Annotated in this window: 32 protein-coding genes and 7 tRNA genes; 12 read left to right on the top strand and 27 right to left on the bottom strand. The window is 56.3% G+C overall.

Going from position 1 to position 26180, the window contains the following annotated elements:
• Positions 1-418 precede the first annotated feature (418 nt).
• The 3 genes from HBN68_RS08645 to HBN68_RS08635 all read right to left on the bottom strand — a co-directional run bounded on the left by HBN68_RS08645 (position 419) and on the right by HBN68_RS08635 (position 1770).
• Positions 419-925: a glycoside hydrolase family 19 protein gene (locus tag HBN68_RS08645; RefSeq protein ID WP_169963362.1), complete on the bottom strand. Its 507-nt coding sequence runs from the start codon at positions 923-925 to the stop codon at positions 419-421.
• A 132-nt stretch (positions 926-1057) separates the two neighbouring features.
• Positions 1058-1333, bottom strand: a complete 276-nt coding sequence (locus HBN68_RS08640) for a hypothetical protein (protein ID WP_169963364.1) — start codon at positions 1331-1333, stop codon at positions 1058-1060.
• 164 nt (positions 1334-1497) lie between these two features.
• Positions 1498-1770 carry a hypothetical protein gene (locus HBN68_RS08635; protein ID WP_169963366.1) on the bottom strand — a complete coding sequence of 91 codons (273 nt, stop codon included), beginning with the start codon at positions 1768-1770 and terminating at the stop codon, positions 1498-1500.
• 160 nt (positions 1771-1930) lie between these two features.
• On the opposite strand from HBN68_RS08635, the gene HBN68_RS08630 reads away from it, so the two are divergent.
• The gene (locus HBN68_RS08630) at positions 1931-2071 is read left to right on the top strand and encodes a hypothetical protein (protein ID WP_169963368.1); all 141 of its coding nucleotides are present in this window, start codon (positions 1931-1933) and stop codon (positions 2069-2071) included.
• Positions 2072-2360: 289 nt separating this feature from the next.
• Here HBN68_RS08630 and HBN68_RS08625 read toward each other — a convergent pair whose 3' ends face one another.
• A complete protein-coding gene (locus HBN68_RS08625) occupies positions 2361-2942 on the bottom strand; it encodes a hypothetical protein (RefSeq protein WP_169963370.1) in 582 nt (193 codons plus the stop codon).
• Between the two features lie 418 nt (positions 2943-3360).
• Here HBN68_RS08625 and HBN68_RS08615 point away from each other — a divergent pair, with 418 nt between their 5' ends.
• Positions 3361-3690 carry a tyrosine-type recombinase/integrase gene (locus HBN68_RS08615; protein WP_262373477.1) on the top strand — a complete coding sequence of 110 codons (330 nt, stop codon included), beginning with the start codon at positions 3361-3363 and terminating at the stop codon, positions 3688-3690.
• A 112-nt stretch (positions 3691-3802) separates the two neighbouring features.
• On the opposite strand, the gene HBN68_RS08610 is transcribed toward HBN68_RS08615, so the two are convergent.
• Positions 3803-3879, bottom strand: a tRNA-Val gene (locus HBN68_RS08610).
• A gap of 184 nt (positions 3880-4063) precedes the next feature.
• On the opposite strand from HBN68_RS08610, the gene HBN68_RS08605 reads away from it, so the two are divergent.
• Positions 4064-5347, top strand: a complete 1284-nt coding sequence (locus HBN68_RS08605; protein ID WP_094995168.1) for an FAD-binding oxidoreductase — start codon at positions 4064-4066, stop codon at positions 5345-5347.
• Between the two features lie 48 nt (positions 5348-5395).
• On the opposite strand, the gene HBN68_RS08600 is transcribed toward HBN68_RS08605, so the two are convergent.
• Positions 5396-6073 (bottom strand): peptidase C39 family protein, encoded by a 678-nt coding sequence (locus HBN68_RS08600; RefSeq protein WP_169963376.1) that lies wholly within the window; start codon positions 6071-6073, stop codon positions 5396-5398.
• 218 nt (positions 6074-6291) lie between these two features.
• On the opposite strand from HBN68_RS08600, the gene HBN68_RS08595 reads away from it, so the two are divergent.
• Positions 6292-6462, top strand: coding sequence for a hypothetical protein (locus HBN68_RS08595; protein WP_169963378.1), 171 nt, complete (start codon positions 6292-6294; stop codon positions 6460-6462).
• Positions 6463-6513: 51 nt separating this feature from the next.
• Here HBN68_RS08595 and HBN68_RS08590 read toward each other — a convergent pair whose 3' ends face one another.
• Together HBN68_RS08590 and HBN68_RS08585 are read right to left on the bottom strand one after the other, a co-directional pair.
• Positions 6514-7269, bottom strand: coding sequence for a TerC family protein (locus HBN68_RS08590; RefSeq protein ID WP_169963380.1), 756 nt, complete (start codon positions 7267-7269; stop codon positions 6514-6516).
• 30 nt (positions 7270-7299) lie between these two features.
• Entirely contained in the window at positions 7300-7542 is a 243-nt protein-coding gene (locus tag HBN68_RS08585) for a hypothetical protein (protein WP_169963382.1), read from the bottom strand.
• A 135-nt stretch (positions 7543-7677) separates the two neighbouring features.
• Here HBN68_RS08585 and nhaR point away from each other — a divergent pair, with 135 nt between their 5' ends.
• Positions 7678-8583, top strand: coding sequence for a transcriptional activator NhaR (nhaR, locus tag HBN68_RS08580; RefSeq protein ID WP_169963384.1), 906 nt, complete (start codon positions 7678-7680; stop codon positions 8581-8583).
• On the opposite strand, the gene HBN68_RS08575 is transcribed toward nhaR, so the two are convergent.
• A complete protein-coding gene (locus HBN68_RS08575) occupies positions 8580-9734 on the bottom strand; it encodes an MFS transporter (protein WP_094995164.1) in 1155 nt (384 codons plus the stop codon). The genes nhaR and HBN68_RS08575 overlap by 4 nt on opposite strands.
• A gap of 343 nt (positions 9735-10077) precedes the next feature.
• Here HBN68_RS08575 and sstT point away from each other — a divergent pair, with 343 nt between their 5' ends.
• The gene (gene sstT / locus HBN68_RS08570; RefSeq protein WP_169963386.1) at positions 10078-11301 is read left to right on the top strand and encodes a serine/threonine transporter SstT; all 1224 of its coding nucleotides are present in this window, start codon (positions 10078-10080) and stop codon (positions 11299-11301) included.
• Positions 11302-11390: 89 nt separating this feature from the next.
• Here sstT and HBN68_RS08565 read toward each other — a convergent pair whose 3' ends face one another.
• Positions 11391-11900, bottom strand: coding sequence for a DUF1993 domain-containing protein (locus tag HBN68_RS08565; protein WP_094995162.1), 510 nt, complete (start codon positions 11898-11900; stop codon positions 11391-11393).
• 130 nt (positions 11901-12030) lie between these two features.
• On the opposite strand from HBN68_RS08565, the gene HBN68_RS08560 reads away from it, so the two are divergent.
• A complete protein-coding gene (locus HBN68_RS08560; protein WP_169963388.1) occupies positions 12031-12675 on the top strand; it encodes a DUF480 domain-containing protein in 645 nt (214 codons plus the stop codon).
• A 39-nt stretch (positions 12676-12714) separates the two neighbouring features.
• Here the strand turns inward: HBN68_RS08560 and HBN68_RS08555 are convergent, their stop codons facing one another.
• Positions 12715-13533 (bottom strand): shikimate 5-dehydrogenase, encoded by an 819-nt coding sequence (locus HBN68_RS08555; RefSeq protein WP_094995160.1) that lies wholly within the window; start codon positions 13531-13533, stop codon positions 12715-12717.
• A 235-nt stretch (positions 13534-13768) separates the two neighbouring features.
• On the opposite strand from HBN68_RS08555, the gene HBN68_RS08550 reads away from it, so the two are divergent.
• The 3 genes from HBN68_RS08550 (at position 13769) to HBN68_RS22165 (ending at position 14771) form a co-directional block, all read left to right on the top strand.
• Positions 13769-14116, top strand: coding sequence for a hypothetical protein (locus HBN68_RS08550; RefSeq protein ID WP_094995159.1), 348 nt, complete (start codon positions 13769-13771; stop codon positions 14114-14116).
• 155 nt (positions 14117-14271) lie between these two features.
• Complete coding sequence (locus HBN68_RS08545) at positions 14272-14466, top strand: hypothetical protein (protein WP_094995158.1); 195 nt, start codon at positions 14272-14274, stop codon at positions 14464-14466.
• 110 nt (positions 14467-14576) lie between these two features.
• The gene (locus HBN68_RS22165; protein ID WP_094995157.1) at positions 14577-14771 is read left to right on the top strand and encodes a hypothetical protein; all 195 of its coding nucleotides are present in this window, start codon (positions 14577-14579) and stop codon (positions 14769-14771) included.
• Here HBN68_RS22165 and HBN68_RS08540 read toward each other — a convergent pair.
• Together HBN68_RS08540 and HBN68_RS08535 are read right to left on the bottom strand one after the other, a co-directional pair.
• Positions 14719-15030: an AzlD domain-containing protein gene (locus tag HBN68_RS08540; RefSeq protein ID WP_094995156.1), complete on the bottom strand. Its 312-nt coding sequence runs from the start codon at positions 15028-15030 to the stop codon at positions 14719-14721. The two genes, HBN68_RS22165 and HBN68_RS08540, sit on opposite strands and share 53 nt — an antisense overlap.
• Positions 15027-15722, bottom strand: coding sequence for an AzlC family ABC transporter permease (locus tag HBN68_RS08535; RefSeq protein ID WP_169963390.1), 696 nt, complete (start codon positions 15720-15722; stop codon positions 15027-15029). Before HBN68_RS08535 ends, HBN68_RS08540 begins: the two co-directional genes overlap by 4 nt.
• Before the next feature lie 205 nt (positions 15723-15927).
• On the opposite strand from HBN68_RS08535, the gene HBN68_RS08530 reads away from it, so the two are divergent.
• Positions 15928-16446 (top strand): DNA starvation/stationary phase protection protein, encoded by a 519-nt coding sequence (locus HBN68_RS08530; RefSeq protein WP_169963392.1) that lies wholly within the window; start codon positions 15928-15930, stop codon positions 16444-16446.
• Positions 16447-16590: 144 nt separating this feature from the next.
• Here the strand turns inward: HBN68_RS08530 and HBN68_RS08525 are convergent, their stop codons facing one another.
• A complete protein-coding gene (locus HBN68_RS08525; RefSeq protein ID WP_169963394.1) occupies positions 16591-17532 on the bottom strand; it encodes a class I SAM-dependent methyltransferase in 942 nt (313 codons plus the stop codon).
• A 314-nt stretch (positions 17533-17846) separates the two neighbouring features.
• Here HBN68_RS08525 and pbpG point away from each other — a divergent pair, with 314 nt between their 5' ends.
• Complete coding sequence (gene pbpG / locus HBN68_RS08520; protein ID WP_094995152.1) at positions 17847-18785, top strand: D-alanyl-D-alanine endopeptidase; 939 nt, start codon at positions 17847-17849, stop codon at positions 18783-18785.
• Between the two features lie 35 nt (positions 18786-18820).
• Here pbpG and HBN68_RS08515 read toward each other — a convergent pair whose 3' ends face one another.
• The 13 genes from HBN68_RS08515 to HBN68_RS08460 form a co-directional block, all read right to left on the bottom strand.
• Positions 18821-19786, bottom strand: coding sequence for a sensor domain-containing diguanylate cyclase (locus tag HBN68_RS08515; protein WP_094995151.1), 966 nt, complete (start codon positions 19784-19786; stop codon positions 18821-18823).
• Positions 19787-19935: 149 nt separating this feature from the next.
• Complete coding sequence (locus HBN68_RS22160) at positions 19936-20064, bottom strand: hypothetical protein (RefSeq protein ID WP_262373478.1); 129 nt, start codon at positions 20062-20064, stop codon at positions 19936-19938.
• A 176-nt stretch (positions 20065-20240) separates the two neighbouring features.
• Positions 20241-20690 (bottom strand): Hsp20 family protein, encoded by a 450-nt coding sequence (locus HBN68_RS08510; protein WP_094995150.1) that lies wholly within the window; start codon positions 20688-20690, stop codon positions 20241-20243.
• 123 nt (positions 20691-20813) lie between these two features.
• Entirely contained in the window at positions 20814-21773 is a 960-nt protein-coding gene (locus tag HBN68_RS08505; protein WP_094995149.1) for a tRNA-dihydrouridine synthase, read from the bottom strand.
• A 72-nt stretch (positions 21774-21845) separates the two neighbouring features.
• A complete protein-coding gene (locus tag HBN68_RS08500; protein ID WP_094995148.1) occupies positions 21846-22280 on the bottom strand; it encodes a thioesterase family protein in 435 nt (144 codons plus the stop codon).
• A 174-nt stretch (positions 22281-22454) separates the two neighbouring features.
• Positions 22455-22530, bottom strand: a tRNA-Glu gene (locus tag HBN68_RS08495).
• A 76-nt stretch (positions 22531-22606) separates the two neighbouring features.
• Positions 22607-22682 (bottom strand) — tRNA-Ala (locus HBN68_RS08490).
• Positions 22683-22732: 50 nt separating this feature from the next.
• Positions 22733-22808 (bottom strand) — tRNA-Glu (locus tag HBN68_RS08485).
• Between the two features lie 77 nt (positions 22809-22885).
• A tRNA-Ala gene (locus HBN68_RS08480) sits at positions 22886-22961 on the bottom strand.
• A gap of 50 nt (positions 22962-23011) precedes the next feature.
• Positions 23012-23087 (bottom strand) — tRNA-Glu (locus tag HBN68_RS08475).
• Between the two features lie 77 nt (positions 23088-23164).
• Positions 23165-23240, bottom strand: a tRNA-Ala gene (locus HBN68_RS08470).
• A gap of 239 nt (positions 23241-23479) precedes the next feature.
• Positions 23480-24961, bottom strand: a complete 1482-nt coding sequence (gltX, locus tag HBN68_RS08465) for a glutamate--tRNA ligase (RefSeq protein WP_169963396.1) — start codon at positions 24959-24961, stop codon at positions 23480-23482.
• 176 nt (positions 24962-25137) lie between these two features.
• Entirely contained in the window at positions 25138-26100 is a 963-nt protein-coding gene (locus tag HBN68_RS08460; RefSeq protein WP_094994435.1) for an alpha/beta hydrolase, read from the bottom strand.
• Between the last annotated feature and the right edge of the window lie 80 nt (positions 26101-26180).

Below are 26180 nucleotides of genomic sequence, written 5' to 3'. Positions count from 1 at the left end.
TGCGCAAGAAGTTGCGCAGTACTGTGCAACTTCTTGCGCACTCGTCTACAGATCACGGTTTATATGTCATGTGGCAATGTATCCACACGGTTATCCACATTTGAGTGCGCAACTTCTTGCGCAGTTGGTGTTTTTTTGAAGTTGGACTTGAGGCTATTTCGAACCTCAGCCAGGGCAAAAATTTGCCCTTTTTTAAAACGTTTTACCCTCGCAATTCCTTACTACTGCGTTGTTAACGTAAGGCGCGCAAACGCGAGCAGAAATCAAGCAAATAGCACTGGACCTCAGCCTTCGCGCAATCATGGAACAACAACTTCAGATCAGGTGAGGTGAGGTAAATGCGTACGAACCTATTGCGAATGGCGAGCGTTCGGTCTTTCCGACATCTGCGTTTTGGTGGTCATGGCTGTACGAACAGCTAAATGTCCCGCTGGAATACATCCAGGCGCTCAGGGTCCACGCAGACACGAAGATGACTAAACACTATTAGGATGGGCTCACAGAGAAAGGTATCGAGTATGTGGCGTCGATTTGGACTGACAGCCGCAGGGCAGCAGTAGCGCAGCTCGGGCTGGTTGATAAGGTCCAGGTCCAGGCCCAGCGCTTCACCGCACGCTTTGTAGTTGGCACGGCCCGTGATCTGGATCAGGCCACGGCCGAGAAACTTGGAGCCGTCGCCCGGGCGGCTGTTGCCGAGGTCCGCTCGACCCTCGTATCGGGCTTGAGCAGTGGTAGGCCCCCAGACCTCTTTGACGTATTTGAGCTGGCCCGATTCATGACCGATTTGGGCGATGAAGGCCGCAATACGCTTCAAGCCGACGATTTGATACCGGTTCATGGCAGTGTTCAAGACAGGTGCTAAAACGCCGGCAACTTGGCCGGCGTTCGGGAGGATCTGCAGCAGTTGCTGCGTGGTGATGGGCATTCTCAATCTCCAGATAGGAGAAAACCCGCACAGGGCGGGTTGTCTTTAGGTGAAGCCTTTATCACTGCGTGTCAACGCCGTTGATTTTCTTAATGCGCACCGGGTGAGGCGCGAAATACTGGCCCGATCTCATCAACCATTGCTGACCCATTTGTAAAGGCGTTTAACGACTGACGCATAATCCCAAGCCAACGCCGCGCCCACGATTGCACCCACCAGACCAAGCTTGAAAGCTGTCTGCTGCCACTGATCGGAGCTATCGAAAATCAAATGCGCAAGCCAATAAAAGCCAATGTCGTAATAGGTTTTATAGGTAATCAGGAAGGCGATAAGGCAAAGGGCCGCAGACAAACAAAAAATGACGAATCCAAGTCGTTTCATCGGACTTTCAAATTTTTTTACATTCATGCTCGCTGCATCCATACCTTAAAGTCGGGCATTCAACCAATCACAGCTCGTAAAAAGCAAGCAGTTCTACCTCAGACGTCTTAACTTGGGTTCTACCGAACGATCAAAAACAATTAATATCCCAAGCCCTCGCATGGTGAAAGCCTGTACAGCGACGTTGGTTATCAGCTTGGTCGTGCAGGTCTTTTATCGGAATCGGGAAAGCCTTCCGCGCCCTGTTTCCACGCGCGCACCTGAATGCGGTAGTCACGCCATTCGCATTCAGTGCCTGGGGTTTCTTCGCCGTCCTCGATGGCCTCCAGTTGTTCGGCGACGTAGTTACGCTCAGACTCAACCCACTGAGTTTCTTCTGCAATCAAGGGCGCCAAGCGCGCCAGTTCGGCTTCAGCCTTGATATCGGCGGCTTTGCGCAGTTTCGACCAATCAATGTTGCTCATTCGTGGGTTCCTCCGCTGTTACAGGCGGCAAGGGCTCTGGTTCTGGTGGCGTCGGCAAGGACTGAGGCAGACCAATCGGGCCATCAAAATCAACTTGAATAGGCATCGGAAAGGCTTGTTCTTCGCTGTAGTTGGCCGGGTATGGAAAACGAAGGACCAAATGAATTTCACCATCAACTCGGGTGACGTCCCCATGAAAGTCATCAGAGCTGATTGCGCTTACGGGCAGGATATCGCCCTCTTCCACGCGCCTAAAATCAAAAGGTTGGCCATTGATGAAAATGACATCGCCTTGCCTTGAAAACTTTGGCTCCGGTTCGTCAGTGCGTACCGGTTACAGGATGATTTTCATTATTTCCACCTCCCAACGGCCACGACGCTAAAAATCACACCATCCACATCGGCCTGAACGAAAGCCCCCTGTGACCAAAGGGAGACCGGGCAATTTGTGGCGGTCCTGGATACCGCACCCGGACCATTAAATGGCTTTCTCACTGCTGTTTCGCCTGCTGCGAAGTTCACCATGACGTTTGGCGCCCCCAGGAATGGCATGGGGAAGTTCCAGGTCGTGCCGATGTTAGAACTGTTTATCAAGCCCGTAGAGATGGTCGTCCGCCAACACATCTGCCCCCACTGGGAAACCTTGCGTACTCACCATTGGCATTTGAGCCAAACTCAAGCAAGGCGCCGTTAGATACCAGGCCCAAGGCGTTTTCACTGTTATAGAACTTCCGCCAGACTTCTGGGGTGGTCGGAGTGGCTTTTGAGATTGTATGAATGTCACCCACTCGCCAATCAAAGTAGGCCTGAAAGTAGAACTCATTGTTATAGGTGAGGGTCATCAGAGGTCCATCCGCTGAACCGGCTGGGCGCCACTCACCTGTCAAATAATCAAACGATACGCCGCCCGCCTTTGCTATTGGCTGCATGCGGTTAAGAGTATTACGGCCCGAAAGCGGCAGGCCGATTCCGTAATCCCCTGTCTTGGTTGCTCGCCCCGGGGTTGTGTCATCCCGGCTTGTAGTCATGTTCGCTGATGCTGCTGTTCCAAGTGCCGCGTTCTTATCGTATAGCTCCTGCGTCATGGCGTTGATTTTCATGCTTGCTGTGTGCGGAGGATCGCCGCCAAGCCCAGCAGGTGGTGCTCCTAAGATAATTTCTTGCCGTGCCATGTTGTTCTCCAGGCGAAAAAACCGCGACTGGGCGGGCTGGAAGTGACAAATGAGTGAGCGGTCAGGGAGCGAAAGATTAAGTAAGACGTTTCGGAATATTGAACGGATGCGTCTTATATATTCTGAGCGGAATTCATGCAATTAATCCCATGGTCATAAGGAGCTAATAAGAAGGAATGCTCATTGCTAGCCATCACCAGAACACCCAATAAAATTTTGTACATCGGCGACGAAATCCAAATCAAAGTAATCAAGGTAGATGGCGACACAGTGTCTCTAGGCATCACCGCGCCCAAGCACATTTTGATTGTGCGATCAGAGCAACACGAGACGTCCCTCGATGACAGCCCTGAAGTCACCGTGAGGCACGTTTAAAATAAAGTTGGGATGCGTCACCTCACCGGTGGTTTGCCCTTACTTGATTCACTACATCCCCAAAGCACGCAGGCGCAAACAGCTTGATGCCAAACTGCACTGGAACGCGGTGACGCCGGACTATTTGACCAAGGCGTTTAGCCAGGCGCGGGACGACTCAAAGGCTTATGACCACATTCAAGCGAATGAGCGGCCGACCTTTCATGAGATTCGTGCGTTGGGCGCCTGGCTGTATGAGCAACAAGGTTTTGCTCAGGATTACATTCAGGGTTTGATGGGGCATGTGGATGTGAAAATGACCGAGCATTATCAGTCTGGTCATGGGGCGGAGGCATTGATTTATCACAAGGTCAAAGCTGACCTGAAACTGTAGCGCGGTGGTGGTTTGCCCAATGATTGCCCAAAGTTTTCCCAAACGCAGACAACAATAAAGGGCCCACCTTTCGGTGAGCCCTTCTAGACCGCCCAGCAGAGCGGATTTTGTTTGGTAGGCGCGATTGGACTCGAACCAACGACCCCCACCATGTCAAGGTGGTGCTCTAACCAACTGAGCTACGTGCCTGCTGTGGGGTCGCATTCTATAGATTTACGGAGGTGTGTCAACACCTTTTTTGCAGGTAACTCTATGAATTGTCGAAATTTTTATTTGAAGCGCAAAAATACTCGCCACTGGGTAGCTGGCGGGGGGATTTCAAGTCAGGTAGCATCGCCCGCACTCGTAAAAAATATAAAACAGAGGTTGCAAAATGGCGAACACTGCATATCCCCAGTCTTATTACGCGGCCTCGGCAAATCCGGCCCCTGAGCGCCCCGCGCTGCAAGGCGAGGTCGAGACGGATGTGTGTGTGATTGGCGCCGGCTATACCGGGCTGTCGAGTGCGCTGTTTTTGCTTGAAAACGGTTTTAGGGTGACGGTACTGGAAGCAGCCAAAGTGGGGTTTGGAGCCTCCGGCCGTAATGGCGGTCAGATCGTGAACAGTTACAGCCGCGATATTGATGTCATTGAGCGTTCTGTTGGTGCAAAGCAGGCTCAACTCTTGGGTCAGATGGCATTTGAAGGGGGCAAGATCATTCGTGATCGTGTGGCCAAGTACCAGATTCAATGCGACCTGAAAGACGGGGGTGTTTTTGCCGCCATCACGAGCAAGCAAATGGGTCATTTGGAAGCCCAGAAGAAACTCTGGGAGCGCTATGGCAATAACCGGCTGGAATTGCTGGACCAACGCCGGATCCGCGAAGTCGTCGCTTGCGATCAATACCAGGGCGGTTTGCTGGACATGAGCGGCGGTCATATTCACCCGCTTAATCTGGCCTTGGGCGAAGCGGCTGCGGTTGAATCGCTGGGCGGCATTGTCTATGAGCAATCGCCTGCCGTGCGCATTGAGCGCGGCGCCAACCCCGTGGTATATACGCCGCAAGGCAAAGTCAGGGCAAAGTTCATCATCGTGGCCGGCAATGCCTATCTGGGCAATCTGGTGCCGGAACTGGCTGCCAAATCGATGCCGTGTGGCACTCAAGTCATTACCACAGAACCGCTGGGGGACGATTTGGCCAATACGCTGTTGCCCCAAGATTACTGTGTGGAAGATTGCAACTACCTGCTGGATTACTATCGCTTGTCCGGTGACAAGCGTCTGATCTTCGGCGGCGGTGTGGTCTATGGCGCTCGGGACCCGGCGAACATCGAAGCGATCATTCGCCCAAAGATGCTCAAGGCATTCCCGCAGTTAAAAGACGTCAAGGTTGACTACGCGTGGACCGGCAACTTTTTGCTGACGCTGTCCCGCCTTCCACAAGTAGGTCGCATCGGCGACAACATTTATTACTCGCAGGGCTGCAGCGGCCATGGCGTGACCTATACGCACCTCGCGGGCAAAGTGCTGGCTGAAGCACTGCGCGGCCAGGCAGAGCGCTTTGATGCGTTCGCTGATCTGCCCCACTACCCGTTCCCGGGTGGCCAATTGCTGCGCACTCCTCTGACAGCGCTAGGTGCCTGGTACTACAGCCTGCGCGACAAGCTGGGCTTCTGACCGGTGCGTCATCGAAAACGGCGCTTGGGCGCCGTTTTTTATTTCCCGCTATTTTTGCGCGTCGAGCGCTTGAATCGCTCTGGCGCTTGCCTGCTCTTGCCCGGCATGCGCCAGTGACTCGGCCGCTTTAATCCAGCGCGCCTTGTCGACGTTGGCGGGTAGCTGGCCCGGCGAAAGTATCAGCACCGCCCAACTCCCCTCTGCTTTCCAGGCCGACTCAAACGTGTTGAAGGCCATCTGACGCCGCCGCTCCATGCCGGCACGCAACAATACAGTCTGTTTGTGGCGGTCATAACCCACCACCATGGCGTAGCGAGGCGTAGACCAGACAATCCCATCGGCGAATCGCACCATGACCGGATAGCCCGCTGCCACCTGCGTCAGCACAGCGGACAGCGATGGGTCCACTGGGTAAACCATGAACCCGTATTGCTCAGCCAAGGCCAGCATGTTGCTTTGTAAAGCTTGCTCTGCTTGCGGCAATTTCAGAGGCTTGGTCAACAGGCCGGGCGTTGTACCGACCCGCTGTTCGTTGAACATGCTTGCTAACACGTGCGGCCCGCTTTGATGAGCATTGCCGCGAAAAAATGGCACGCCGTTAAGCTCAACCCGCTCTGGCAGTTGGCGAACCTCAGGTCGCTGAACGCTGGCGCAGCTCACTACAGTTAACGCCAGAGCCGCCGCCCATACCATTCGCGCCACGCTCAACCCTTTAATTCCCTGCATGCACCCTCGCCTTGAATGGTTCCAGACTGTCAGTCCGGCATGGTTGCCGATCTTAAGGCTGGAGTGATGCGAGGTATAGCCTTAACACCCAGTAAAGCGCGTGATTTAGAGCCAATCAGTTGAACACTCACGACCTTTGGTCAATAGCTTGAAACACTCCAGCGGCTAGACTGTCACTTCTAATGTGTGTGTGCCCAACATGGGCAAAGGAGGCACTCATGAGCCCGGCATTAACGCTTTTCCTGTTGTTCAGCGGCTGGTTGGCCGTGGCCGCCGCCATGCTGTGGGGTGTGATGCGTATCAGTCGTCGTCACCATCACCCGCAACCCAAGGTTGAACCTAAAGCGCTTACCACCAAGACAGCCATCAAAGCAGCGAACGCCCATTAAAAAACCGTTCACTTCATGAAAGTGAACGGTATTTGTGTGCAGCTTCAGCGATTACTTAGCCAACCCCGCCTGGCGTTTTTCCCGCACCCTTCGGGCCAATATGTTGAGCGTTTCGACTGTGGCCGAGAATGCCATCGCTGCATACACATACCCTTTAGGCACATGGGCGCCGAACCCTTCGGCAATCAGCGTCATACCGATCATGATCAGGAAGGCTAGGGCCAGCATCACCACGGTCGGATTTTCATTGATGAACTTGGCCAATGGTTCCGAGGCCAGCAACATCACCAGTACGGCAACCACAACGGCGATGACCATGATCGGCAAATGCTCGGTCATACCCACGGCGGTAATAATGCTGTCAATCGAGAAGACCAGATCCAGCATTAGAATTTGCCCGATCGCGGCAGCAAACCCTAACGAGACGCCAGATGATTTGCCCTCGGTCTCACCTTCAGCCTGCGGGCTCATGTTGTGATGGATTTCACTGGTGGCCTTCCAGACCAGGAACAGGCCGCCAGCGATCAGAATCATGTCCTTCCAGGAAAAGGCCTGCCCCAGCACGTCTAAGACCGGAGTGGTCAATTGCACGATGTAAGCGATCGTGCTCAGCAACCCCAGGCGCAGAATTAGCGCCATGCCAATACCGATCCGGCGTGCCTTGGTACGAAATTTCTCAGGCAGTTTGTTGGTCAGGATCGAAATAAAGATCAAATTATCGATCCCCAGCACGATCTCCATGACGATCAGCGTGGCCAGGGCGATCCAGGCAGTGGGGCTGGCAGCCAGTTGTAAAAGGTAATCCATAGGTGCGTTCGGACTCAGGTGTAGGACGAATTAAATGGCTTGTGAGGATTGCTTATTGTCTTGCGCTGACGTCTCTGGCTCGGCCGGGGCTGAGCCCGTCGCTTCATTGAGCGCCTGTTCAGCGGCTTTGTGGGTATCGTCAATGGCCTGCTTTGCGCTCTCGGCCGTTTTACTGAGCATCTGCTGCGCAGCTTTCTCAGCCTGATCACACCCACTCGTCATTAAAACTGCTGCAACAAGCAGTGTAGCAACGCCCAGTTTTGTCATCGTCATCCTGCGTTTCCTCTCGAAATCAATGGTCACGGCTAACGCACGCGAATAGCGCGAGAGTCTAGGCAGACAAACAGTTCAGTAAAATTCGTATTTTTAAAGGTTATACTTCGGTTTTTACGAAGTATTGCAGAGCAAATGCTTAATTATCGACAGTTGCACTACTTTTGGGTGGTGGCTAAAACCGGCAGCATTGTTCGTGCCTGCGAGCAACTCAACCTCACCCCCCAGACCATCAGTGGCCAAATCAGCCTGCTTGAGCAAACGTATGGCTTGCCCCTGTTTCAGCGGGTCGGCCGGCAACTGGAATTGACCGAGACCGGTCGTCAAGTACTGCCTTATGCTGAGCAGATGTTCCAGCTGGGCAGCGAACTGGAAAGCATGCTGCGCATGTCCCCCAAGGAACAACAGATTTTGTTCCGCGTGGGTGTGGCGGATGTCGTGCCCAAATCGATTGTGTACCGGCTGATTGCGCCAACCATGGCGCTGGAGGCGCCCATCCGCATCACGTGCCGCGAAGACAAACTGGATCGTTTGCTCGCAGATCTGGCTATTCAGCGGCTGGATCTGGTGATTTCCGATAGCCCCATGCCTTCCCACCTCGACATTAAAGGCTTAAGTCAGAAGCTGGGTGAGTGTGGCATCAGTTTTTTTGCCACAGCCCCGCTGGCCAAAGACTACTTGCACAATTTCCCCCACTGCTTGCAGGGAGCCCCGTTGTTGATTCCGGGCTCTGAAACCGTGTTGCGCAGCCGACTGTTGCGCTGGCTGGCCGAACAGCACATTCAGCCGCGCATCGTCGGTGAGTTCGACGACAGCGCGCTGATGCAAGCCTTTGGACAGTCAGGTACGGGCGTTTTCATCGCCCCCAGCGTGATCGCTGAAGAAGTGATACGTCAGTTTGACGTGAAACTGATCGGCCAGACCAACGCCGTGACCGAATCGTTTTACGCCATCACCGTGGAACGCAAGATCAAGCACCCCGGAATCGTTGCGATTACTGAAGGTGCACGGCGCGAACTGTTCACCGATCTAGAGTGTTAAGCACACACTGCGCGGTTTTTAGACGTCATTAACAACAGGGCAAGCAGGATCGACACCAAAATAAAGCCCGCCGCTGCAAAGCCAAGGCTACCCAGGCCGTAATGGTCGATCACCCGGCCGCCTACCATGGCGCCCAGCCCGATCCCCAGGTTCGCCCCTGCGATGTTCAGCGAAGCCGCAAAGGCCGGCGCGTGGGGCGCCACTTTCATCAGGCGCACATGGCTGACCAGAAACAGCGCGGCTTGCGTCACACCCCATACGCCCATGGCCGCCGCCAACCCCAGCGTGGAGTGAATGCTAGGCACCAATGCCACCATGCCGCCAATCATGAAGGCGCAAAACACCATCGAGGCAATCAGCGGATGACGATCGACCATACGACCGCCTAACGAATTGCCGATCAACCCGACAGCACCGAAGCCCATGAGACACCATCCCACTAACGTGCCGTCGAAACCCGCAAGGCGCTCGAGAATGTCCGCCAAATAGGTATAAGCGGTAAACATGCCGCTGAACACCAAGACCGACAAGACAACGTGACCGATCATCAACGGGCTGCGCAGCATGCCGAATTGAGAGCGCAACGTGACGGCGTCTTTGACCACCCGCGTTGAAGGCAGATAGATCCACAACAGCAAAGCCTTGGCCAGGGCCACCACGGCCAGGATGCCGAAGGCACTGCGCCATCCCCACGCATCCGAAATCAACGTGCCTACCGGAATACCGAAGACCGTCGCACACACAATGCCGAAACCGATTTTGGCGATCGCACGCCCCGCATAGTCAGGGCCCACAATGTCTACCGCTGTTTCACTGGCCAGCGCCCAAAATACCGGCAAGCCCAAGGCAGGCAACAACCGCGCAAAAGCCATCACCCAAATGTTCGGTGCCAATGCGGCAACCGTGTTGGCAAACGCGAACATCAACAAAATGCCGATAAACAGGCGTTTACGCTCAAATCTGGCGAAATAAGCCGTTAAAAAAGGACCAAGAGCCGCAACAGTAAAGGCGAACAAAGTCACTAACAGCCCGGCCTGAGGCACGCTGACATCAAGGTCCCGAGCAATAGAGGGCAGCAAGCCGACGATGATGAACTCGGTCGTGAGCACGGTAAAACCGGCCGCAGACAGCAGCAGGATGGGCAACAACATGAATAACTCCAGAGACGGCAAGGCCAGCGAAAGCCAAGTGGCCCGCTGATTTGAATAAGAGTGGATAGCGCAATGGTAACAGAATGATTCGCAGCACGTACCCGCCGAATCCACGGCCCTGACACGGGTGCAGATGTGACAGATTGCCCTTGAGCAGGAAAGTTCCCGCATCCCTATGATAAAGTCCGCGCCCCGCCATGGTTTTAGTCACACAGACGTATCCAATCGACACGGCTATCATCTGCTGCGAACTTTTCGCCCCCCGAGATCTGTGGGAAACATCTGACATTTTGTTCGCACACGATCATTGATTGCGGCACCCACAACAACTAGAGAGTCCCCTATGACTGACGCTTCACCTTCCCTGCTGCACCGGCTCAAACGCACCAGCCTGGTGACCCAGATCGTGATCGGCCTGATTGCCGGGATTCTGCTGGCCTGGCTCGCCCCCTCGGCTGCACTGACTGCAGGCTTTATCGGCAAGGTTTTTGTCAGCGCGTTGAAAGCCGTTGCTCCCATTCTGGTGTTTGTGCTGGTCATGGCCTCGATTGCCAACCATAAACACGGCCAGGAAACCCACATTCGCCCGATTCTGGTGCTGTATCTGTTCGGCACGTTTGCAGCCGCAGTTGTAGCCGTGGTCGCCAGCATGCTGTTCCCGTCCCATCTGGTGTTGTCTACCCACGACGTTGCGATTTCAGCGCCGGGTGGCATTAATGAAGTGTTGCAGAGCCTGCTGCTGAGCGTGGTAGACAATCCGGTCAGTGCCCTGATGAACGCCAACTTCATCGGTATTCTGGCGTGGGCCATTGGCATGGGCATTGCCATTCGCCATGCGGGCGAAACCACCCGCACGGTGCTCAATGACCTGTCCAATGGTGTCACCCTGATCGTGCGCGTGGTGATCCGTTTCGCGCCGCTGGGCATCTTTGGCCTGGTCGCCTCAACCCTGGCCTCTTCGGGGTTCAATGCACTGCTGGGCTATCTGCACCTGCTCGTCGTGCTGATCGGCTGCATGCTGTTTGTCGCCTTGGTGGTCAACCCGCTGATCGTGTTCTGGAAACTGCGTCGCAACCCGTTCCCGCTGGTGTTTCTGTGCCTGCGCGAAAGCGGTATCACCGCGTTTTTCACCCGCAGTTCGGCGGCCAACATCCCGGTCAACATGGCGTTGAGCGAGAAACTGGGCCTGCATGAAGACACTTACTCGGTATCAATCCCGCTGGGTGCCACCATCAATATGGCCGGTGCGGCCATCACGATTACGGTATTGAGCCTGGCAGCCGTGCACACACTGGGCATTGAGGTCGATCTGCCGACGGCGATTCTGCTGAGCGTCGTGGCAGCTGTGTGCGCCTGTGGGGCATCGGGCGTGGCAGGTGGTTCGCTGCTGCTGATTCCGCTGGCGTGCAGCCTGTTCGGCATTCCCAGTGAAATCGCCATGCAAGTAGTCGCCGTGGGCTTCATCATCGGCATCCTGCAAGATTCGGCCGAAACCGCCCTCAACTCCTCCACCGATGTGCTGTTTACCGCTGCCGCCTGCATGGCGAAAGAAGACAAGGCCGTCTAAGGCCACGTCCATGCACAGTGTTCAAGCGCTGCCCGCGGGCTAGGCTTGAACACTGTCGCTGCACGTTTCAGTGCGCATTCATACCTGAATCAGAACGCCCCCATGTAATCACGCTTGCCGATTTCAACGCCGTTGTGGCGCAAAATCGCGTAGGCAGTGGTGACGTGGAAGAAAAACTGCGGCAAGCCGTAAGTCAGCAAATAGGCCTGACCGGTGAAGCGTTTCTCTTTAGGCGTTCCCGGACGGGTCACGATTTCAATCCCTTCCTTGCCATCCACCTGCTCCGGCTTGAGGGTGTCCACAAATGCCAGCACCTTGCTGATCAGCGCTTGCAGTTCGGCAAAGGTAACTTCGTTGTCGTCATATTTAGGCAACTCAACTTCAGCCAGACGCGCCGAGACGCCTTTGGCAAAATCCACTGCAATTTGCACCTGACGCACCAGCGGGAACATGTCCGGTGCCAGACGCGCTTGCAGGAAAACACTTGGGTCAATGTTCTTGGCCGTGGCATGCGCTTCTGCTTTGGTCAGCACACCGCTCATGGCGTTGAGCATTTGCTTGAACACGGGAATGGACGCTGCGTACAGAGAGATAGTCATGGGGGTCTCGACAGTCGGTGGGCACAATGAATGAGCGCCGATTATAGACAGGTCGCTGCGCTAAAGCGGCTTGTCTTTCAACGGCCAATGGTTCTAGGCTAGCCGCCTTCCAACGCACAGGGACAACGTGATGAACAGCGAACACGAGACCGACATCGAACCCCGTCTCAACAGCACGGAAATTCGCATCCTCGGCGCCTTGATCGAAAAACAGGCCACGCACCCCGACACCTACCCGCTGACGCTTAATGCGCTGGTGTTGGCTTGCAATCAAAAGACCAGCCGCGAGCCAGTCATGAACCTCAGCCCCGGCCAGGTCGGGCAAAGCCTGCGGGCACTGGAGGGGCGAGGCTTTGCGCGCCTGGTCATGGGCAGCCGTGCAGATCGTTGGGAGCATCGGGTCGATAAAGTGCTGGAGCTGGTACCGGCGCAAGTGGTGTTGATGGGGTTGTTATTCCTGCGCGGCCCTCAAACCCTCAATGAGCTGCTAACCCGCAGCGCGCGCATGCACGACTTTGAAGACACCGAGCAAGTGCAGCACCAACTTGAACGCCTGATCGCTCGCGACCTGGCACTGCTGGTGCCTCGCCAGAGCGGGCAGCGTGAAGATCGTTACATGCATGCGCTGGGAGACCCTGCCGACATAGACGCCATCATGGCAGCGCGCCAGCAGCCATCTGAACGAGGCAGCACGTCAGGGCTGTCACTGGAACGCTTTGAAGCGCTGGAAGCACGGGTTGCGGCATTGGAAGCGCGCTTGGCCGAACTGGAATAACCCTGCTCGCCGGGCAAGATCCATCGCCCGGCGAACCGCTCAACTGCGGGCAAACGCGACGGCGGCCCGGAACTGCTCGGGCGTGGGGCGTACGCCGGTGTAGAGCACGAACTGTTCAAGGGCCTGAATCGCAATGACCTCAAGCCCGGTAATCACCTGCTTGCCCAAGGCGCGGCCGCGAACAATCAGCGGCGTTTCCGACGGGATTGCCACCACATCAAAAATGATCGTTGCCTGACTGATCGCAGCCTCTTCAAACGCCAGATCATCGGCTTCTGCCCCGCCGCTCATGCCGATGGGTGTCACGTTAATCAGCATCTGAGGCCGTGCAGCCCCCAACTGCGCTTGCCACTCATACCCACAATGCCGGGCCAAAGCCGAACCGGACGCTTGATTACGGGCCACAATCAGACCCTGTTTGTAACCGCCATCCCTTAGCGCCGATGCGACGGCTTTGGCCATGCCGCCACTGCCATGCAGCGCGAACGTCGTGTCCTTGCTGATGTTATGGCGTTCCAGCAACTGGGCGATGGCAATGTAGTCGGTGTTATAGGCCTTCAAATGGCCGTCGGTGTTGACGATGGTGTTGATCGAATCGATGGCCTTGGCCGATGCATCCATCTCGTCCACCAGCGCGATGCACGCTTCCTTGAACGGCATGGACACGCCACAACCGCGTATGCCCAGCGCACGAATGCCAGTGACCGCACCCGACAGGTCCTGGGTGGTGAAGGCTTTGTAGTAGAAATTCAGCCCCAATTGCTCATAGAGATGATTATGAAACCGCAGTCCAAAATTGCCGGGGCGACCCGACAGTGAAATGCACAACCGGGTGTCTTTATTCGGGTTCATCTGCATGTTCTTCTCCTCAGAGAAAGCGTTCAGATAGACGGCCGGGGCCGTTTCAAGGGGTTGGATTGATCATGTCCGGGCCGACCACGCTGAAACGAGTCAGCCGCCGAAGACCTTACACAACATTTACCGAGAGGCGCCGCAGTTTTTTTGAAAAGCGCGGTCTGAGTGTTATCCCCGCACCCTTTTTGCGGCCTGTACCAGGCTGAATTGCCGGGGCTGGAATCCGAGGAATGTCAAGATGCGCAACATCCCTAAAATCACGTTGCTAATCGGCGCACTGGCCGTCACGGGTCAAGCGTGTGCCCACGGTGGCTGGGGCGCGGGGCCGGCCGTGTTCGGTGCGGTGGTGGGTGGCGCGATCATTGGTTCGGTGATAACCAATCACGATCAGCGCCCTCTCTATGTGCAACAACCGTTCTATGCTCAACCGCAACCGGTCTATGTGCAGGCCCCGCCGGTGTATTACCAGCCGCAACCGGCCTACATGCCCGCACCCCAGCCGGTTTACTACCAGGGCTATTACGGTCGGCCACACCCGGTGCAATACGGCCCGCCGCGGGGTTATTACGGGCCACCACGCTGGTGATAGCTGGTCTGAATAGATGATGTGAATGTGCAAGTGATACACAAAATGTAACGTGTTTGCGGCATGATTGGACGCGAGTGCGCCCGGACGTTATCAGCGTCGCCGGGCGCTCTTGGTTCAACAGCCGGATACCTATAAAAACAAGGACGACCCAAATGCCGACACAACACCCTCATCGCCGGGCTGATCTCTGCACCTCAAGCAAGGTTTACCAAGCCCTCACAGAACTCAAGCAGCTTGAAGGGCACCGCTCTGCCAAGCTGATTTCACTGTTGGCCCAGCACTTGGTTGATAAAGGCATGCTCAATGATCAAGAGGTCATGCATATGTTGGACCTGGTAGTGGATTAACCTGACGCAAGCACTAACCTTATCCCTGTCGATGGCGACTATCACGCGCAATGATTTTTTGTGCAGCGGCGCACGCCGTAAGGTGGCCTCATTGATTGAAGGAGGTGTGTATGTCCAAGGTTCATGTCATGTCGATGGTGGGCAGCGCTGTGCCGGCCCCGCTCCGCGCTGATGGCTTGTTGGCCTGCTGGTATGTGGTGATCGACGGGGTGCCGGTCAGCGGCCCGTTTACCTCACGGGCAGCCGCACAGCTCACAGCCACCCGCGAAACAGATAAAACAGCGCCACACTGGACACGACACTGAGCAACACGTTGCGACTCCAGATCATCAGGCCAATTGCACACAACCCGGCCAGCAGGTACGGGTTGTCCAGGCTGAGATTAAGCGCGCGGTCCTTGACGAAAATGATGGGGCCGCAAATGGCCGTCAGCATCCCCGGCACGGCAAAGCCCAAAAACTCCTTCACACCTCTATTCAAACGGATGGGAAGGCGCGGCTCCAGAAACAGATAGCGGTTGAAAAACAAAATCAGCGCCATCCCGACAATAATCACCCACATCATTCGAAAAAGACTCCTGCACGCTTGCTCAAGTAGCCTGCCGCCATCCCGGCCAGCCCCGCCAGAACGATCGCTGATTCCAACTGCCAGTAACTGAACAGCACAACACTTATGAGTGAAACTGCCACGCAAATAACGGTAGGAACATTGCGCACCACTGGCGTAATCAGGGCAATGAACGTCGCCGCAATCGAGAACTCCAGCCCCAACTGGTCCAGGCCCGGAATGCTCTTGCCGAGCATCACGCCCAGCAGAGTGAACAGGTTCCAGCCAATGTACATGCACAGCCCGACCCCCAACGCATACCAGCGATTGAATGCCTGGCGATCATGGCTGCTGACCAGCGCAAAAAATTCGTCGGTGAGTAAAAAACCCAGACCGAACCGCCACTTGGCCGGCAGCGGTGAAACCACCGGGCGCAGGTGCATCGCGTACAGCAGGTGCTGAGAGGTCAGCAGCAAGGTCGTCAGCAGGATGGACAACACGCTGGCCCCGCCCTTGATCATGCCAATGGCCACCAGTTGCGCGGCACCGGCGAACACCAGCACCGACAGTCCCTGACTTTGGGCGGGGGTCAGTTGTGCGTCGATGGCGGTTGACCCCGCCAGCAGCCCCCATGGCGCGCAAGCGAGCGTCAATGGCAGACAGGCAATCACACCACGCATGAACGCGGCTCTGGCAAGCGAATGGGGCATTAAAAACATCCTGATGGTCAGCAGCGGCAAAGGGTCGCAACAAACGCACGCAACGTCTTGAACGATCTTGCTCAATGCACTCTGGAACACCTGGAGCGACGTTGCGGTACGACGCTGGCAGTTTGACGAAAGGTCATTCCTGGTCTTTAGTCAGCCGGAATCGTTATCCGTTATATCCCGTCCACAGCTTCCACGAGGAACCATCATGAAAGACCTGAAATCCGCCAAGGAAACCAGAAAGGCCGATCTGCGGACACCTTCGGCGTTGAGCGATGAAGCCTGCATCAACATTGCAGCAGAAGTGAATGCGCTGCTGGCCGATACCTTCGCCATTTACATGAAAACCAAGAATTTCCATTGGCACATGTCAGGCCCGCATTTCCGTGATTTCCATCTGCTGCTAGATGAGCAGTCCGATCAGATTTTCGCCACCACCGATGCTATCGCCGAGCGTGTGCGCAAGCTGGGACGCACCACCATTCGCTCCATCGGCCACATCAAGAAGCTGCAACGCCTGTTGGATAACGACGCCGACTTCGTGACCCCGGAAGATATGCTGGCCGAATTACGTGAAGACAACATTCAATTGGCCGCTTACATGCGTGAAACCCACAGCATGTGTTCAGAGCTGGGCGACGTAGCGACGACCAGCCTGTTGGAAAACTGGATCGATGAAGCGGAACGCCGCGTCTGGTTCCTGTTCGAATCGTCGCGTACCAAATAAACAAAAACGCCGGTTTGATACCTGTCAAACCGGCGCTCCAGATGAATTAAGTTTCACTAAGCCCGCGAACCGCTGCTTGTATAGTGCCCCTTGCTCATTCAATGAACCCTTGCCCGCCTCCCCCTGCGGGCTTTTTTTTGGATTTCAAACGCCCTGCCTGAACACCAGCGCTTTCAAGCCGCACTCGGCATCGGCATCCGGAAATTCAGGCGGGTTCTCCAACCGCTGCTCAAAACGCAAACCCGGCGCATGCTCGGTCACGCCACCTATCAGAAAGTCCGAACCCAGCGACGGGTCATTCATGCAGGCCAGCACCCAACCGTTTTCACTCAACAACTCTGGCAAGCGACGCACCACACGCTGGTAATCCTTGGTCAGCAGGAAACTGCCTTTCTGGAAGGACGGCGGGTCAATGATCACCAAATCATAAGGGCCGGTACTTTTCACCTTGCCCCAAGACTTGAACAGCTCGTGCCCCAAAAACGTAACCTTGCTCATGTCGTGGCCATTCAAGCGATGGTTATCACGGCCTCGACTCAGCGCCGCGCGCGACATGTCCAGATTGACCACATGTTCTGCGCCGCCTTCGATGGCAGCCACCGAAAAACCGCAGGTGTAAGCGAACAGATTCAACACCCGCTTACCCTGGGCATGGGCTTTTACCCACTCGCGGCCGTAGCGCATATCGAGAAACAGGCCGTTGTTCTGCTTGCGGCCCAAGTCCACGCGGTACTGCAGCCCACCCTCTGTCAGGGTCCACTCATCGATGGCTTCGCCCACCAGCCACTCGGTGTCGCTTTGCAGGGTATAGCGATGCTGCAACACCAACGTGTGCGCTCCACTGGCTTGCCATACCGGTGTCTGCGCAAGGTGTATCAACCGGGTTTTGAGGGCTTGCAGCCAGGCTGCCTCGGGCTCCTTGAACAGCGATACCAGCACCACGCCTTGCAGCCAATCCACGGTCAATTGCTCAAGCCCCGGCCAACAGCGACCTCGCCCATGAAACAAGCGGCGGGTTTCTTCAGGTGCGCTTTGCAGTGCAGTCAACAGATGAGAGTCGAGGATAGAAAGCGCGTCAGGGGTCATCGGTGAGGCCGGTTATTTCAAAGGGCGGGCATTTTACACAATTAACTCTGTGTCTACGTCAGCGGCCTATTCTGCGAGGTCCGATCCCCGGCATTGCACAGAGAGTCGCTTCCTTGGGGGCAAGGGCTCAGCTTGCACAGCGACCAGTCGTCCGCTGCCCTGCCTCAATCGCACGATTTACACGAAAAACACGCTGTAACTGCTTGCGGGATCAGGCATTTCTACGATTATTGATACATACTCAACAAATGTAACGCGATGTGTAATGAGTCGCGCGACAACGTCACCTCCCACTTCTTTTCGAGTCAATCTGCGTGAAAAGTCATCTTTCGATTCTTGGCCTGTTTTTAGTGCTAACAGGCGCCGCCGCTCCCTCAATCGCCGCAGCGACTGAAAGCACCTCTGCTCCGCGCGATACCTCACAACTGCATATCGCGTCAGGCAGCGCGATGCTGGTTGACCTGCAAACCAACAAAGTCATTTACGCCAGTAACCCTGACGTCGTGGTGCCAATAGCTTCGGTGTCCAAGTTAATGACCGCAATGGTGGTGCTGGATGCCAAATTGCCGATGAACGAGTACATCGCGGTCAATATCAGCGACACTCCCGAGATGAAAGGCGTATTTTCACGCGTCAAACTCGGCAGCGAACTGACGCGCCAAGACATGATGCTGATTACCCTCATGTCCTCTGAAAACCGTGCCGCGGCGACGCTTGCGCACCATTACCCGGGCGGTTACGTGGCGTTTATTGCCGCCATGAACGCCAAAGCCAAAAGCCTGGGCATGATGCACACCCGCTACGTTGAGCCAACCGGCCTGTCGATGCATAACGTGTCGACGGCCCGCGACTTGAGCAAGTTGCTGGCAGCGGCCCGTAAATACCCGATGCTGAGCCAATTGAGCACCACCAAGGAAAAAACCGTGGCGTTCCGCAAACCCAACTACACCTTGGGCTTTCGCAACACCGACCACCTGGTCAACAAAGACAAGTGGACTATCAAGATCACCAAGACCGGCTTTACCAACCAGGCAGGCCACTGCCTGGTGCTGGTAACAGAAATGGGCAACCGTCCCGTTTCGCTGGTGATTCTGGATGCATTCGGCAAATACACCCACTTTGCCGATGCCAGCCGCATCCGTAGCTGGATTGAAACCGGCAAAAGCGGCAGCGTGCCGGATGTGGCATTGCGATATAAAGCCGACAAGAACCTGAAGGCCCGCCCCGCAGCCCAGCCCCACGCCACAAAGTAATGACTGTGACCCGGGCCCGGAATGCCGGGCCGGGGTCAACTTCGCTTCAATGCCTGCTTATGGACGTACATCGCACGGTCGGCGTCGAGCAACAGGCTTGCGACCGAGTCATGGTGTTGAGGGTCATACTCAATCTGCCCGACACTGAAACGAATCGCATAACCCCGTGAGGCGCTCGCGTTGCGCTCATCGAGCATCTCCTGCAAGCGAGCCATGATGGCGATGATTTGTACGGAATCTGTGCCGGTCAGCAACACCACAAACTCGTCCCCGCCCAACCGCCCGATGACATCACTTTCGCGAAATGCAATTCGCAGGACGTCAGCGAATGCCTTGAGCGCGAGATCGCCTTCAGCGTGACCGTAGGTGTCATTGATCTGCTTGAACTCGTTGAGATCGAAAAACAACAAGGTCGCGGGTCTGCACCATTGCTTGCAATATGACAGGCCATGCCGCGCCAAAGCTTCGAAGCCGCGCCGGTTGGAAAGCAGGGTTAACTCATCCATGGTTGCCATTTGTACAGCCACCAGCTCTTGCTCGGCCATCGCAGCCAAATCCCGCAATAACTCGCGCTCATCGTCGCTAAGCACCCGAGGCCGGGTATCGATCAAACACAGCGTACCCATCTTGCTGCCATCACCCACCGACAATGGGCAGCCTGCGTAAAACCTGATCCGCGGATCGCCCACAACCAACGGGTTGTCGTAGAAGCGCTCATCGAGTCTGGCGTCGCAGATCATCAAAATCTGATCGCCCAAAATGGCATGACCGCAGAAAGAAATGTTCCGGGGGGTTTGGCTGACGTCAACGCCTGCCGCCGACTTGAACCACTGGCGCTCGGCGTCCACCAAACTGACCAGTGCAATCGGTACATTGAACAAACGCTTTGCCAGGCGCGTTAGCCGGTCAAAACGTTCCTCCGGTCCGGTATCGAGCACATTTAACCTGTGCAAAGCGTCTAAACGAGCGGCTTCATCGACAGGTTTGGCTGGCACCCACATGCGTTGCTCCCTTTTGCACGATCAGGCAAAGCGTAGTCCACATCATCGTCAAAGGAGCAATGGCCGACCAAACGCAGGAGAGAGGGACAGAGAAAGTGCAGGCACTTGCCTCGGGGAGAGGTCGAAAGCAAATGCCTGCGTGCTGCTCATCAACGTTGGGGTTGGTCTTTTTTAGTTTTTTTAATGGTTTCTACGGTGGTTTCCCGAGGTCGACGCTTGGCCTCTTCCAAGGGAATAAACAGACCTGTTGCAGAATCTCGTGCACGCTTGTTTTTCATATTGTTCACCTGTGTATTGCCCCGGGTATGGCGTGTGCCCAGTCGGATATCTACAGGCTAGTCGACGAAAAACACTTGAAAGCTGCCCGGAAACAAGCGCTTGCAGTTCTGTGCGCGGCCCCGGATACAAAGAACCCCGCCTGAAAAGACGGGGTTCCTGACATGCCACTGCGGGATCAGTTTTGCAGGGCTGGCTGCTCCCCATTGATCGGGATGCGTTTGGCTTTTGCCTCTTCAGGCACTACCCGCTGCAGATCAATGCTCAGCAAGCCATTGCTCAGGTTTGCACCTTTGATCTCGATGTGGTCATCGAGGCGGAAGGACAGTTTAAATGCCCGTTGCGCGATGCCCTGATGCAAAAAGGTCACGCTTTCGTCGGTGCTGGTTTCACGTTTGCTGCCGCTCACGGTCAGCACACCTTTCTCTACTTGCAAGTCCAGGTCGTCCTGTTGGAAACCCGCAGCAGCTACAACGATGCGATAGCTGTCTTCACCCCGTTTTTCAACGTTGTAGGGTGGGTAGCCACCGCTGGTGTCATTGCGAAGCGCGGTTTCGAACAAATCACTAAAACGGTCAAAGCCGACAGAATTACGGAACAGTGGCGCCAGAGAGAATGCAGTGCTCATAATTTAGCCTCCTGATTTCAGCGAGATTTTGTCTCCGCGACCCGGTTTCGGCATCGCGTACTCCCTAAATAGGGACCGACCCAATCATTTCAAGAGGTTTTTTTAAATTTTTTTTCAGGCGCTTCAAGCAGCATCCGCAGGCGGGTTGTTGACCAAATGACGGACTTTTTCACAGTCGGTTTCGCGGCGCATGGCGTTGAACAGCACCGTGGCCTCGGGGTAAGTGCGGGTCAACATTGCCAGCCATTGCTTGAGACGCCCGGGGGCTGAACGCGGGGTCAATTGCGCCTGTGCCTGGGCCCAGAAGTCGCGAATCATGGGCTGCAGGTCGGCCCACGTCATTTCGACGACCTCTTCCCCGGCCCGCGCTGCAGCGATCTGTCGGGCCAGGTCTGGCCTGGATACCAGGCCGCGGCCGAGCATGATGTCTTCAACACCGCTGATTTCGCGGCAACGACGCCAATCCTCAACGGACCAGATATCACCATTGGCAAACACAGGCACCTTGACGACCTCTTGCACTTGGGCAATGTACTCCCAATGCGCAGGTGGCTTGTAACCGTCCATTTTGGTTCGGGCATGCACCACAATCTGGCTCGCCCCGCCTTCAGCCAACGCAATGGCACATTCGTTGGCGCTGTCAGGGGTATCAAACCCCAGGCGCATCTTGGCCGTGACCGGAATATGCGCCGGCACTGTGCGACGCACTTGCATCAGAATCGCATGCAGCAGTTCCGGCTCTTTAAGCAGTACGGCACCGCCACGGGACTTGTTGACCGTTTTGGCCGGACAGCCAAAGTTCAGATCAATCACCTCGGCGCCCAACTGACAGGCCAACGCTGCGTTGTCTGCCAAACACGCAGGATCGGAGCCCAGCAGTTGCACACGCAACGGCACGCCTGCGCGGGTTTTCGCGCCGTGTTCAAGCTCAGGGGCGAACTTGTGGAAGTACGCTTCGGGCAGCAGACGCTCGGTGACCCGAATAAATTCGGTGACACACCAATCAATACCGCCGGTGCGGGTCAGGACATCACGCAGGATGTTATCGACCAGCCCTTCCATCGGCGCCAAGGCAATTTGCATGGGTGACTCTCATAAAAAACGTGCGGCAGTTTACGCGGTAACGCGCTCAAGCGGTATCAAGCTGCAGCCCTGTCACGCTGGCACGATCGCCGGACCATAACCCTCGAGGAATTCGGGCGGTAGGCGCCTGGCTTTGCCGGTGGACAACTCGATACACACGAACGTGGTTTTAGCCCGCAGCAACGTCAGACCGTCGCGAGGCCTGATTAGCTGGAATTGACGTGTCATGCGTAAGCGTTTGTCGCAATCGATAATCCACGTCGCCAGTTGCAGCTCGTCACCTTCATAGGCGCTGGCCAGGTAATCGATTTCATGCCGTGCCACCGCCATGGCGCGGTCAAGGCGACGGTATTCAGTCAGGTCCAGCCCAAGGCGCTGAGAGTGACGCCAGGCGCATCGCTCCAGCCAGACAACATAGGCAGCGTTGTTGGCGTGGCCAAAACCATCAATGTCTTCAGCCTGCACTTGCAGGTCAATGATGAACGGCGTTGCCAAATCCCAGCTCATGCCCAACCTCCACGCGTGAATAAAGGGCGCAGTGTAACGCAGCATGTGTGTTCAAGGTGGGGAGTGGCGCTGGGCAAAGCAAGCATGATGGCGAGAACGACAAAAGCGTCAGACAAACAAAAGGGCCATTCAATAATTGAATGACCCTTAAAAATCCCGCAGAGCGGGTAATCGTGGCGTCCCCTAGGGGACTCGAACCCCTGTTACCGCCGTGAAAGGGCGGTGTCCTAGGCCACTAGACGAAGGGGACACAAACCCTTCTAACAGTGATCAGGCATTTGCCTGATCGATTCAACGTCAGTGTGGCCCGACGTTGAACTGTAAATTGGTGGAGCTAAACGGGATCGAACCGTTGACCTCTTGCATGCCATGCAAGCGCTCTCCCAGCTGAGCTATAGCCCCGATTTATCGCCTGGCGGCGGAGCAACACCGAAGTGCTGCTTCTGTAAAACTGGCGTCCCCTAGGGGACTCGAACCCCTGTTACCGCCGTGAAAGGGCGGTGTCCTAGGCCACTAGACGAAGGGGACACAAACCTTCTAACAATGACCAGCGCTGAGTGCTGATCGATTCAATGCCGGTGTGGCCAGGCATTGAGCTGTAAATTTGGTGGAGCTAAACGGGATCGAACCGTTGACCTCTTGCATGCCATGCAAGCGCTCTCCCAGCTGAGCTATAGCCCCGATTTATCGCCTGGCGGCGGAGCAACACCGAAGTGCTGCTTCTGTAAAACTGGCGTCCCCTAGGGGACTCGAACCCCTGTTACCGCCGTGAAAGGGCGGTGTCCTAGGCCACTAGACGAAGGGGACACAAACCTTCTAACAATGACCAGCGCTGAGTGCTGATCGATTCAATGCCGGTGTGGCCAGGCATTGAGCTGTAAATTTGGTGGAGCTAAACGGGATCGAACCGTTGACCTCTTGCATGCCATGCAAGCGCTCTCCCAGCTGAGCTATAGCCCCAAACAGTCAGTGTTGCGTGTTGCTGTGTGGACGGGGCGCATATTAAGACTGGATCGGAAGGCTGTCAAACTTATTTTCAAAGTTTTTTAAAAAAAATGGTCGAGAGAACAACCACTTACCCTTCCCACCCCGTAAATACGGGCCCCGCATACCAAACGCGCAGCCCCTGCCACAGGCCTCCATGGACCGCAGAGCGGTCCTGATACCGACCTGCGGCAACGACTGCACGTGAAAACCGATCAACCGATTGCGTTGAACAGCTTTTCCCACTCTTTGTTTTCTTTCTTCGAAACACCGCCCAGCAGGTCCAGCGCCTGACGCAGACGGAAACGCGTCAAGTCAGGGCCCAGAATCTCCATGGCGTCCAGCACCGACACCGAGCTGGCCTGTCCGGTGATCGAGGCAAACATTAGCGGCATCGCATCGCGCAGCTTCAGCTCAAGGGCATCGACCACGGTTTGGATGCAACCGGTAATGGCGTCTTTTTCCCACTGCCGCAAGCTTTCGAGCTTCCACAGGATCAGTTGCATCAGTTGACGCACTTGATCGCCGGACAGCTTTTTGTGCTCGAACAGCTTGGCATCCAGTTGCAAGGCACCCGAGAAGAAGAACCCGGCCAGCGGCGCAATCTGACTGAACGTCTCGACCCGACCCTGTACCAGCGGTGCGATCTTCATCATGTACTCAGGGTTCAGTGCCCATTGCTGGACACGACTGGCGAACTCCTCCAGCGGCAAGTCACGTAACCATTGGCCATTGAGCCAGGAGAGTTTTTCAATATCGAAAATCGGACCACCGAGCGATACACGGGACAGGTCAAAATTGTCGACCATCTCTTGCAGCGAGAACTTCTCGCGCTCGTCAGGCATCGACCAGCCCATGCGCCCCAAATAGTTAAGCATCGCTTCAGGCATGAAACCCATGCGTTCATAGAACGTGACCGACGTCGGGTTCTTGCGCTTGGACAGCTTGCTTTTGTCGGGGTTACGCAGCAGCGGCATGTAGCACAATTGCGGCTGTTCCCAGCCAAAGTACTCGTAGAGCAGGATCAGTTTCGGCGCCGATGGCAGCCATTCTTCACCGCGCAATACGTGGGTGATGCCCATCAAATGATCGTCGACCACGTTGGCCAGGAAGTACGTCGGCAGGCCGTCGGTCTTCATCAGCACTTGCATGTCCATGCGGTCCCACGGGATCTCGACATCGCCACGCAGCAGGTCCGGCACCACGCACACGCCTTCGGTCGGCACTTTCATGCGGATCACGTGCGGCTCGCCCGCAGCCAGGCGCAGGGCGACTTCTTCCTTGGACAGCAACAGCGCACGGCCGTCGTAGCGCGGGGTTTCGCCCCTGGCCATTTGCTCGGCGCGCATCTGGTCCAGCTCTTCTGCGGTGCAGAAACACGGAAACGCATGGCCCATGTCGACCAGTTGCTGGGTGTACTGCTTATAAATGTCGCTGCGCTCGCTCTGACGATACGGGCCGTGCGGACCGCCGACGTCGGGGCCTTCGCTCCAGGTGATACCGAGCCAGCGCAGGGCATCGTAAATCTGTTGTTCGGACTCGCGGGTCGAACGCAACTGGTCGGTGTCTTCGATCCGCAGGATGAACTCGCCGCCATGCTGCTTGGCGAAGCAGTAGTTGAACAAAGCGATGTAAGCGGTGCCGACGTGGGGGTCGCCGGTAGGCGATGGCGCGATGCGCGTGCGAACGGTGGTCATGGGCGGTCTCGAAGTAGAGATAAAACAAAGGGGCGAATGGTAACAGGCGGACCCCGCCTCGCTCCAGCTCAGGACTGACCGTCGGGGCAGATCACCACCCCGCCGCCCTGAAAATGCATGAAAGCCCTGCCGACGCGGGCACCCTCAGCCGGTTTCGGGCCAGGTGAGGATTGCGCTCAGTTCGCCAGCCGCTCATCCAGCCAACCCGCGACCCGCTGATGAATCCCTGCGACCTCTTCGAGCAAACCGCCCATGCGCATGAAGTCATGGGTCATGCCCGGTTCTTCCCACCTCACCACCTCATTGCCCGCCTGCTCCAATTTGGTGGCGTAGGCCACCCCCTCGTCATGCAACGGATCAAACCCGGCCAGGTACACCAACGCCGGCGCCACGCCGCTGACATCCGGGGCCAATAACGGTGACAGGCGCCAATCCTGCACATCCGCCGCTGTTCGGGTGTAGTGCCGGTAGAACCAGTCCATGGTGGCGGTTTCGAGCAGATACCCCTGCGCAAACCGCTGGTGGGATTCACGTTTGCAACTGCCGTCAGTGACCGGGTACAGCAGCACTTGCGCGCGCGGCACGATGGCCACCGTTTGCGGATCATGCGCAGCCAGAATCGCGAGCACCGTGCTCAACGTGCCGCCCGCGCTATCACCTGCAAACGCTACGCGGGTGGCGTCCAGTCCATGACGGGCGCCCTCGCGCTGCAACCAGTTCACCGCATCGCAGGCATCATGCACCGCCGTGGGGAACACCCACTCCGGGGCCAACCGGTAATCCACAGCCAGCACCGCGAAGTGCCCGGCATTGGCCAACCGCCGACACAACCCGTCGTGGCTGTCCAGGCTGCCAATGACATAACCGCCACCGTGGAAGTAAACCACCACCGGCAGCGGCTCCGGCGCCCGCCGTGGCGCGCGATACAACCGCGCAGGCAGGCTGAATCCATCCCGGGCCGGGATCCGCAGGTCGTCACTGTCGATGCCCGGCAACGGCACGTCCAGCACCTCGGCACTCATTTCAAACTCCACCCTGGCCTGCGCCGGGCTCAGGTCATGCATGGCGCGGCTCTTGCCGGTCATGCGGCTTAACTCGGCCAGCTCCAAAAAGGCCTCCAGCTCAGGTACTACTGACATACGTGTGTCCTTGCAAATAGCCTTCGGCTGTCGTAGCCGAAGGCGGTGATCGTTAGCGCTGAAAGTCACCGCAGGTGCAT

The organism is Pseudomonas sp. WS 5078 (assembly GCF_012985745.1).
Taxonomy (GTDB): domain Bacteria; phylum Pseudomonadota; class Gammaproteobacteria; order Pseudomonadales; family Pseudomonadaceae; genus Aquipseudomonas; species Aquipseudomonas lundensis_A.
Note: the sequence above shows the minus strand (reverse complement) of the source record. Positions and strands in the feature narration are given on the sequence as shown.

Coding starts and splice junctions, on each gene's coding strand:
- HBN68_RS08645 (WP_169963362.1), bottom strand. CDS start 925: ATGCCCATCACCACGCAGCAACTGCTGCAGATCCTCCCGAACGCCGGC.
- HBN68_RS08640 (WP_169963364.1), bottom strand. CDS start 1,333: ATGAATGTAAAAAAATTTGAAAGTCCGATGAAACGACTTGGATTCGTC.
- HBN68_RS08635 (WP_169963366.1), bottom strand. CDS start 1,770: ATGAGCAACATTGATTGGTCGAAACTGCGCAAAGCCGCCGATATCAAG.
- HBN68_RS08630 (WP_169963368.1), top strand. CDS start 1,931: ATGAATTTCACCATCAACTCGGGTGACGTCCCCATGAAAGTCATCAGA.
- HBN68_RS08625 (WP_169963370.1), bottom strand. CDS start 2,942: ATGGCACGGCAAGAAATTATCTTAGGAGCACCACCTGCTGGGCTTGGC.
- HBN68_RS08605 (WP_094995168.1), top strand. CDS start 4,064: ATGGCGAACACTGCATATCCCCAGTCTTATTACGCGGCCTCGGCAAAT.
- HBN68_RS08600 (WP_169963376.1), bottom strand. CDS start 6,073: ATGCAGGGAATTAAAGGGTTGAGCGTGGCGCGAATGGTATGGGCGGCG.
- HBN68_RS08595 (WP_169963378.1), top strand. CDS start 6,292: ATGAGCCCGGCATTAACGCTTTTCCTGTTGTTCAGCGGCTGGTTGGCC.
- HBN68_RS08590 (WP_169963380.1), bottom strand. CDS start 7,269: ATGGATTACCTTTTACAACTGGCTGCCAGCCCCACTGCCTGGATCGCC.
- HBN68_RS08585 (WP_169963382.1), bottom strand. CDS start 7,542: ATGACGATGACAAAACTGGGCGTTGCTACACTGCTTGTTGCAGCAGTT.
- nhaR (WP_169963384.1), top strand. CDS start 7,678: ATGCTTAATTATCGACAGTTGCACTACTTTTGGGTGGTGGCTAAAACC.
- HBN68_RS08575 (WP_094995164.1), bottom strand. CDS start 9,734: ATGTTGTTGCCCATCCTGCTGCTGTCTGCGGCCGGTTTTACCGTGCTC.
- sstT (WP_169963386.1), top strand. CDS start 10,078: ATGACTGACGCTTCACCTTCCCTGCTGCACCGGCTCAAACGCACCAGC.
- HBN68_RS08565 (WP_094995162.1), bottom strand. CDS start 11,900: ATGACTATCTCTCTGTACGCAGCGTCCATTCCCGTGTTCAAGCAAATG.
- HBN68_RS08560 (WP_169963388.1), top strand. CDS start 12,031: ATGAACAGCGAACACGAGACCGACATCGAACCCCGTCTCAACAGCACG.
- HBN68_RS08555 (WP_094995160.1), bottom strand. CDS start 13,533: ATGCAGATGAACCCGAATAAAGACACCCGGTTGTGCATTTCACTGTCG.
- HBN68_RS08550 (WP_094995159.1), top strand. CDS start 13,769: ATGCGCAACATCCCTAAAATCACGTTGCTAATCGGCGCACTGGCCGTC.
- HBN68_RS08545 (WP_094995158.1), top strand. CDS start 14,272: ATGCCGACACAACACCCTCATCGCCGGGCTGATCTCTGCACCTCAAGC.
- HBN68_RS22165 (WP_094995157.1), top strand. CDS start 14,577: ATGTCCAAGGTTCATGTCATGTCGATGGTGGGCAGCGCTGTGCCGGCC.
- HBN68_RS08540 (WP_094995156.1), bottom strand. CDS start 15,030: ATGATGTGGGTGATTATTGTCGGGATGGCGCTGATTTTGTTTTTCAAC.
- HBN68_RS08535 (WP_169963390.1), bottom strand. CDS start 15,722: ATGCCCCATTCGCTTGCCAGAGCCGCGTTCATGCGTGGTGTGATTGCC.
- HBN68_RS08530 (WP_169963392.1), top strand. CDS start 15,928: ATGAAAGACCTGAAATCCGCCAAGGAAACCAGAAAGGCCGATCTGCGG.
- HBN68_RS08525 (WP_169963394.1), bottom strand. CDS start 17,532: ATGACCCCTGACGCGCTTTCTATCCTCGACTCTCATCTGTTGACTGCA.
- HBN68_RS08515 (WP_094995151.1), bottom strand. CDS start 19,786: ATGTGGGTGCCAGCCAAACCTGTCGATGAAGCCGCTCGTTTAGACGCT.
- HBN68_RS22160 (WP_262373478.1), bottom strand. CDS start 20,064: ATGAAAAACAAGCGTGCACGAGATTCTGCAACAGGTCTGTTTATTCCC.
- HBN68_RS08510 (WP_094995150.1), bottom strand. CDS start 20,690: ATGAGCACTGCATTCTCTCTGGCGCCACTGTTCCGTAATTCTGTCGGC.
- HBN68_RS08505 (WP_094995149.1), bottom strand. CDS start 21,773: ATGCAAATTGCCTTGGCGCCGATGGAAGGGCTGGTCGATAACATCCTG.
- HBN68_RS08500 (WP_094995148.1), bottom strand. CDS start 22,280: ATGAGCTGGGATTTGGCAACGCCGTTCATCATTGACCTGCAAGTGCAG.
- gltX (WP_169963396.1), bottom strand. CDS start 24,961: ATGACCACCGTTCGCACGCGCATCGCGCCATCGCCTACCGGCGACCCC.
- HBN68_RS08460 (WP_094994435.1), bottom strand. CDS start 26,100: ATGTCAGTAGTACCTGAGCTGGAGGCCTTTTTGGAGCTGGCCGAGTTA.